The organism is Fibrisoma limi BUZ 3 (assembly GCF_000296815.2).
Taxonomy (GTDB): Bacteria; Bacteroidota; Bacteroidia; order Cytophagales; family Spirosomataceae; genus Fibrisoma; species Fibrisoma limi.
On the sequence record NZ_CAIT01000004.1, the window covers coordinates 369,961 to 377,782 of the forward strand.

Consider the following 7,822-nt stretch of genomic DNA (forward strand, 5'->3'; position numbering starts at 1 on the left):
ACGCTTGAGGGCGGTGATGTCAGGTGCTGAATCTGACATCACCGCCCTCAAACACGTATTCGGATGTTAGAGATTTTTTTCGATGAAGTTCGTCATCATCTGATAGAGGTGCAGCCGGGTATTGCCCCCCGAAATACCATGATTACGGTTCGGGTAGTAAAACGACTGGAACTGCTTACCCGACCGGATCAGGGCGTCTTCGAACATGACCGAGTTCTGGAAATGCACGTTGTCGTCGCCGGTTCCGTGAATGAGCAGGTACGGACCGCGCAGCTTGGCCGCGTGCGTTAGGGGTGAATTTTCGTCGTAACCCAGTGGATTTTCCTGGGGGCGTTTAAGGTAGCGTTCGGTATAGATGGTATCGTAGAAACGCCAGGTCGTAACGGGCGCCACCGAAATCCCCATTTTGAATGTATCAGCTCCTAACGTCATGCACAGCGCCGTCATGTAGCCCCCGTAGCTCCAGCCCCAGATACCCACGCGGTTGGGGTCGACGTACGGCCACGTCTTGAGCGTCTGTGCCACCGCGATCTGATCCTGCGTCTCGAGCTTGCCAAGCTGCGCGTAGGTCTGCGTCCGGAAGGTCGTTCCCCGCGCACCTGTGCCGCGATTGTCAACCGATACAATCACGTAGCCTTTATCGGCCAGCACCTGATACCAGAAAAAGTCGCGGGTATCCCAATCGTTTTCGACGGTTTGTGAACCGGGGCCGCCGTACACAAACATGAGTACCGGGTATTTTTTGGTGCTGTCGAACGAGAGAGGCCGTATCTCAAAACCATTCAGCGGGGTACCGTCGGCGGCTTTGGTAGTGAAGAACCGTTTGGGCGAGATGGCATACTGACGCAGCCGGCCGGTTAGCCCGCTATTGGTTTCCAGTACGCGCAGTTGCTCGGCCGTTGGGGCTTTGCGCAACGTAACGACGGTGGGCGTAGTGGTTGAGGTGTAATACTCCAGATAATACGTAAAATCCGGGTTGAACTTGATGGAATACGTGCCCGGCTGTTTGGTCAGTCGGGTTTTGTTGCGTCCGTCCAGTCCGATGCGATACAACTGCCGTTCGAGCGGAGAATCCTCCGTCGACAGGTAATAAACGGCCTGATTCTTCTCGTCAACGCCGAGGATGTTAATGGCTTCAAACTCGCCGGAGGTAATCGGGCGAATCAGCTTACCGCTCATGTCGTGCAGATACAGATGCTTGAAGCCACTCCGTTCGCTGCTCCAGACGAAGGCTTTGCCATCGCGCAGGTAGGTCAGGTCGTCCGTGAATTCCAGGTCAACGTAGGTCGGGCTGGTCTCCGTCAGAATGGTGGTAGACTGACCCGTAGCGGCATTGATGTGGAGCAGATCGAGCCGGTTCTGGAGCCGGTTCAGTCGCCGGACCGACAACAGATTAGGATTCTGGGTCCATTGAATTCGTGGCAGGTAGATGTCGGTATCCGTACTCAGGCCGGTTTGGGCCTGAACCTTTTTGCCGGTTTGGCCTTTTCCGGCTACGTCTGCAATCCAGACCGTCACGGTCGAATTTGCTTCCCCGGCTTTGGGGTATTTGAACCGGTAGTCAATAGGGTAGAGGTTACCCCAGAGCTGCATGTTGTATTCCGGCACGCGGCTCTCGTCGAACCGTATCCAGGCAATACGGCGGCTGTCGGGCGACCACTCGAAGGCCCGCGACATCGTAAATTCTTCTTCGTACACCCAGTCGGCCGCGCCGTTGATGATGGCGTTCTGTTTACCGTCGGTCGTGAGCTGGGTTTCCTGCTTCGTGGCCAGATCGACCACAAACAGATTATTGTCGCGCACGAACGCCACCAGTTTGCCATCGGGCGAGAACGTTGCGTACAACTGCTTGCCTCCCTTACTCAGCAGGGTTAGTTGCCCCGATTGCAGGTCATACACGTAGAACTGGGCGCGGCTCGACCGGCGGTAGATGGGTTCATCGTCGGTCGTGATGAGGAGTTTACGTTCGTCGGCACTGAGTTGGTAACCCTCCAGGTTGATGTGTTGGCTGCCACCTGCCACGACAGCCGTACGCTGGTCAAACAACGTATCGACCGACTGGCCGGTGGTGATGTTGAATTTAACGATACGGCCGTCGTTCTGAGTGGTATAAAATCCACCGGTTTTCATCCAGTTGACACCTTCGACGGTACGTTGGGTAAATACACCGGCATTGCGACCCCAGACGTCGTCGAGCGTGACGGCCCGCTGCATCTGTGCCGTTGCCAGGGTGTGGGTCAGAAAAAGGAGCGCAAGGAGCGAACCTATGTATTTCATATAAAAATGGGTTAACTGTAAACAGAAAATCCAACCCTGCGATGGAGTTGGATTCTCAAAAATAGCAAAATAGCATTTACGATGGTTCGCCCAGCAGCCCTTTGCGCTTCAGCAGGGCATCGGTGAATTTCAGGTCGTTTTCGCTGTTGAAGATGGTATAAGGCAGGTACAGAAACTGGGCCTTTGACAGCCCACGCGTCACGGTCTTGGCGATCCAGTTGGCTTTTACGTTCTGCAGCGCCTGTTCGTTATTCAGGAAAAAAATGTAGGCTTCTTTGTCCTTAATTACGCTGCCGATCTGGTCCCATTTCAGCATACCACCTTCGCGGGCGTTGATGCGCATGAGAATCTGCCGACTGTCAATTTCATACACGTATTTCTGAAACAGGGCTTTGCTCTGTTCCATCTGCGTGATGCCTGTAATCTGCACCGCCCAGAACAATACATACAGAATGGTCAGAAGCACAATGACAATGTAGATCCAGATGTTGGGATAGACTCCCGTAACGTTCAGGACAACGTTCAGAATAATCAGTCCCAGAGGAACAAATGCCCATTTCCAGTTATCTTTTAACCACTGACGCAGGGCTATGTTAATGTACGTTTTTTGATCTAACGCGTATTTCTTGGTTTTAACAATCATGGTACCTCATAATGAAGGCACAAAGATAGGAGTTTGTTAGGAAAGGAGGAAAGGAGGGAGGGGGAGGAAAGGAGGAAGGGGAGGAGAGGGATGAAGGTTAGGTCGTTCTCCTTTTCTCCTTCCCTCTCTACGCTTCCTTACGGAAATGAAGGGCGTTGATGACGTACTGTCGGCCGGCGGTTTGCCGCATCAGTACGTAAACCGTAAACGTCCGGCCTTCCGTTGCGTAGGTGCCGGTGTTGTATAACAGCCGGTCCGATGCACCCCGGTACACAAACTGGAAGTTATGGGGCGGATACTTTCGGAAAAAACTGCGCAGAATCAACTCTGCGTGCGGAGCCGCCAGGGACGTAAACTCCACTTTCTCCGAATCAATAATTAACTCAATGGTGCTGGCAAAATGCGCTGAGAGCTGGCCGGCGTTGCCGCTGCGAAGCGAAGTACGTATGGTCTCGCTGAGTTGCGAACCGGGCGATGAGCTGGCCGGGGGCGTCGTCCATAATGTGGAGAAGAGTAAAATAGCGATCAGGGCTTTCATGATGATGGTTGTAATCTCGGTATGCCCTGACAATTGGCTAAAACTATGCCAAAGCTACCCTATCGCTGAAAGCCTTCATGCTGATAGAGTCTGGCCACGTACTGGCGCTCTGGTGACTTTTTCCCATCTTTGCAGGGCTAACCATCGTTACAGCCGGTATGACGACCGCTCAACCCACGCTCATCCTGAACGCCGAACAGATTCAGCAGAAAATCCGGCGGATTGCGTTTCAGATTTACGAAAACAATTTCGAGGAACCGGCAATCATTCTGGCGGGCATAACGGGCGAAGGTTATGCGCTGGCTGAGTCACTGGCACAGGAATTGCGTCAGATTGCACCCTTCCGGCTTAATCTGGTGCGACTTACCCTCGACAAGTCGCAGGCTGCTCAGCCGTCTGTTCAGGTGGATGGGGCTGACGCCGACTTTACCGATAAGGTCGTGATTGTGGTGGATGATGTGCTCTACACCGGCCGGACGCTGGTTTTCAGCTTACAACCCTTTCTGAGCGTACCGGTTCGCAAGCTACAGGTGGCCGTACTGATCGACCGTAATCACCCGCGCTATCCCGTTGCCGCTGACTACAAAGGGTATGAACTCAGCACTACCCTTACGGAACACGTTGACGTGATGCTGAGCGATCCAGGCCGGATTGGCGTTTACCTGCAATAAGAAATAAAAGAGCGGGGACATGGACCGAATTGAATCTCGGTCCATGTCCCCGCTATAGTACTACGCCTTCGTGCTGCGAATCAGGCTAACCCCGGCGAAGAAAAAGATGCCGCCCAGCACCAGGAAAACAAAGGATGCCTGCGCGACGCCCCCTTTTGAAAAATCAATACCCGCGTAAATCAGACCAATTAGACCGATCACTGTCAGGATAATACCGAAGATGCTTTTCGTATTCATACGTTGAGCTGATTATTTTGGTGAATGATAGCGTATATCTCCTCAGTAACAAATACGGAGCGCTACCTTCCCAAAAATCTTGTGAACGTACAACCAGCGTTACTCCAGGAGCACCATGACGTCTTCCTTGGTCAGGGATTTGACAAAGTTTTCTTCGGTGGCGATGAGGTTACTGGCCAGTTTCTGCTTAGACCGCTGCAAGGCCAGAATTTTCTCCTCAACCGTGTTCTTGGTGATAAACTTGTAGGTAAATACTGTCTTCTTCTGACCAATGCGGTGCGCCCGGTCAACGGCCTGGGCTTCAATGGCGGGATTCCACCACGGGTCCAGAATGAATACGTAGTCGGCGGCCGTCAGGTTATGGCCAAGCCCACCGGCTTTCAGTGAGATTAGGAAAAGCTTCACCGAGTCGTCGGTCTGGAACAATTCCACCTGCGACTGTCGGTCCTGCGTCGAGCCATCCAGATAGGCGTATTTGATGTTCTTCTCCTTCAAATATTGACGAACTACGCTCAGGTGTTTAATGAACTGGCTGAATACCAATACCTTGTGGTGGTCGGTCATGGCGCTTTCCAGACGCATCAGTACGTCCTCCAGCTTGCCCGAGTCGCCTTCGTAGGTATCGTCGATCATGCGGGGGTGGTTCGCAATCTGCCGGAGTTTCGTCAGGCCCTGCAGCACAATCATCTGCGATTTAGCCATGCCGTCTTCCTCGATGCGTTCCAGAATCAGGTTCCGATAGTACGACTTCGCTTCTTCGTACTGCTTCTCCTGTTCGGGCGTCATTTCCGAATACAGAATGCTCTCTACTTTCTCGGGCAGATCCGTGGCTACCTGCGCTTTGTTCCGACGGAGCATAAACGGTTTGATCAGCCCGTAGAGCCGCCCTGTTTTCTGCTCGTCGTGCCGTTTCTCAATCGGTACCTGAAACTCATTGCGGAAAAACGACTGGCTGCCCAGCAGCCCCGGATTGATGAACGTCATCTGCGTCCAGAGGTCCATAGTACTGTTTTCCAGCGGAGTACCGGTCAGTATCAGCCGGTTGGCCGAATTGAGCTGCATGACCGCTTTTGTAATATGCGACGAAGGATTCTTGATAGCCTGCGACTCGTCCAGAATCACGTAGTTGAAGCGGTAATCCTTAATCAGTTCAATGTCGATCCGGACGATACCATACGACGTGAGAATCAGGTCGTAGTCGTCGAACTGCGCCGTGTTCTTATCGCGGTATGTGCCGGTGTACACCATTACCCGCAGATCGGGCGTAAACTTGCGGGCCTCCAGTTCCCAGTTGTACAGCAGCGAGGTAGGCATAACCAGCAGCGTCGGTTCCGTAATGCCGAGTTCTTTCTGGCCCTGTAGCATGGCCAGCGTCATCACGGTCTTACCCAGACCCATGTCGTCGGCGAGACAACCGCCAAACCGATACTGCCGCAGAAAATTCATCCAGTCGTAGCCGGCATGCTGATAAGGACGGAGCGTACCGTTAAACTGTTTCGGCAACGGGAAGCTTTCAATTTCCTCAAAGTCGCGCAGCCGTTCGAGCTTGCGGGTCATCACGGCCGTTGCCAGGCTGTCGCGTTCGAGTTCCTGCACCAGCGCCAGGTGGTGTTTGCGCAGCACGAGCTGGTCGGTACCGTCAGGTTGTTCCAGAAAACCGAACAGTTCTGAATACTTCGTGAACCAGGCTTCCGGAATGACAGCAATCTCGCCGTTCGGGAGCGTAAATTCGCGCTTTTTACTCAGAATCAGGTTACGTAGCTTAATGAACGGGATTTCAAATTCGCCGAACCGGACATTAGCGTAGATATCGAACCAGTCGCGGCCCTCCTGAATCGATACGTCGATGGACGAGTAACCCAGAAAATAGCGTTTGGTGTCCTGGGCGCTCTGCTGTAGCACAAACCCGGCCTGTTCGAGCTGGGCGCTGTGCTCCGAAAGCCACGAGAAGGCCTCTGACTTAGGCAGGGCAAGCCGACCGTGCCGAATGTCGAGGTTGTGTTCGCGTAGCCAGTTTAGTTTCTGCCGTTCAAGTCGCTGATCCCGGCGAATCTTATGAAAGATGTAATCGTCGCCGTTTTTCTCCAGACTTACGTTGGCCGAAGCCGCAAAGCTGTCGAACCGGAACGTAAAGGAACCGTAGCGAAACGCCAGATCGAACGCGATACGTTGACCAGCATCATCGTCGGGGTCGGCACTATCCGCAAAAAGCGATGCCGCCACCGGTCGGCTCGAAGCCACCTGTTCCGAAACAGTCAGAACAGGCACCGGCTCCACGGTTTCCGTTTTTATTTCGAACCCTTTGGGATATACGTCGTATGATGCGATCAGTGGGGCTACAAATCGCTCATAGTACTGATGCTCAATATTTTTCGGGATAACAATGTGGTTCTTGTTAAAGAACGGTCGAAGTTTTTTCCCGTCTACATTCTTGCTAAAATGATAGAGCCGATTGTTCACCATCATGTAGGCCGGCTCATCGCAGATCATCAGCGCATCCTTAAACTGAAACTCGACCCGCTCCGTTTCCCGCGTGGCGTTCTGGCCGTTGATCACCTCGCCGATCTCGGCGACCGGATAGCGAATAATAGGAAAGTAATGGGTAGAATCGTCGTTCCGGACGAAATGAAAATGTACGCGGGCGGGTTCCGGCATCCACTCAATGCGTGACCATGCCGGATTTCCGTCGTTGCCCATCACGTAAAAGGGCTTGCCGGGCAGCAGGGCCATGACCTGCGCCTTCAGGTTTTCCAGATAACCCGCAATGGCTTCCTGCACCAGCTTGTCGCCTTTCTGCGGGTCGTATAGTTTAAGGAAGAAGTCGACGGCCGGCAACCGCCGGGTATTGAATTTCTTAACGATGGTATCCTGCTGAATACTTTCGATCAGCCGAACAAGTTCGAAATCCCGCTCATCGAGCTTTTCGGCAAACTCGCCGACGTTCTGTGTTGAGAGGGTCTGGTTAAGCAGCGTCAGTTCCCCCCGGTTGTTAAGCTGAACGACAAAGGCTTCAATCAGAAAGCCTAAAAATTCATGCTCCAACAGCGAATAAACGATCTGAAACGGATCAGATGGTGAAACTTTCATGACACTGTATATGATCGGCCAGCGCTAACGAGGAAGGCGAGCAACTGGTATGACGAGACTAACAACTAAACCCCTGAATCGGCCTGGCTAAAATCAGTTGATAAGTCATGTAAATGATTTATTGTCAACAGTTTATCAGGCAGAATCAGAACATAACGATCTCAAATATACGAACTGGGACAAAAAACCCAACTCTACATTTCAGCCAAAATAAACAAAGACGGATTGGATCGCGAATAACCTTATTAAACGGCAAGGCTGGCCTGTAAAATCAATCAGCGCGTAGGTAGGCGCTTGCCGAATCATTGATAGGATGATCGATTGAAAGATAACTTTGGCATAGTATTAGATGATCGGTCGTTCAAGTAA

The 7,822-nt window shown here is 52.5% G+C and carries 6 protein-coding genes; 1 reads left to right on the plus strand and 5 read right to left on the minus strand.

Annotated elements, in window-relative coordinates:
- Positions 1–66 precede the first annotated feature (66 nt).
- The 3 genes from BN8_RS02095 to BN8_RS02105 form a co-directional block, all read right to left on the minus strand.
- The gene (locus BN8_RS02095) at positions 67–2,277 is read right to left on the minus strand and encodes a S9 family peptidase (protein WP_009280122.1); all 2,211 of its coding nucleotides are present in this window, start codon (positions 2,275–2,277) and stop codon (positions 67–69) included.
- 76 nt (positions 2,278–2,353) lie between these two features.
- A complete protein-coding gene (locus tag BN8_RS02100; RefSeq protein ID WP_009280123.1) occupies positions 2,354–2,920 on the minus strand; it encodes a hypothetical protein in 567 nt (188 codons plus the stop codon).
- Positions 2,921–3,047: 127 nt separating this feature from the next.
- On the minus strand, positions 3,048–3,458 hold the full coding sequence (locus BN8_RS02105) for a DUF4783 domain-containing protein (RefSeq protein ID WP_040005250.1): 411 nt from the start codon (positions 3,456–3,458) through the stop codon (positions 3,048–3,050).
- Positions 3,459–3,616: 158 nt separating this feature from the next.
- Here BN8_RS02105 and BN8_RS02110 point away from each other — a divergent pair, with 158 nt between their 5' ends.
- Positions 3,617–4,129 (plus strand): phosphoribosyltransferase family protein, encoded by a 513-nt coding sequence (locus tag BN8_RS02110; RefSeq protein WP_009280125.1) that lies wholly within the window; start codon positions 3,617–3,619, stop codon positions 4,127–4,129.
- A 60-nt stretch (positions 4,130–4,189) separates the two neighbouring features.
- Here BN8_RS02110 and BN8_RS33115 read toward each other — a convergent pair whose 3' ends face one another.
- Both BN8_RS33115 and BN8_RS02115 read right to left on the minus strand, forming a co-directional pair.
- Positions 4,190–4,366: a hypothetical protein gene (locus BN8_RS33115; protein WP_009280126.1), complete on the minus strand. Its 177-nt coding sequence runs from the start codon at positions 4,364–4,366 to the stop codon at positions 4,190–4,192.
- A gap of 99 nt (positions 4,367–4,465) precedes the next feature.
- Positions 4,466–7,453 carry a DEAD/DEAH box helicase gene (locus BN8_RS02115; RefSeq protein WP_009280127.1) on the minus strand — a complete coding sequence of 996 codons (2,988 nt, stop codon included), beginning with the start codon at positions 7,451–7,453 and terminating at the stop codon, positions 4,466–4,468.
- Positions 7,454–7,822: the final 369 nt, after the last annotated feature.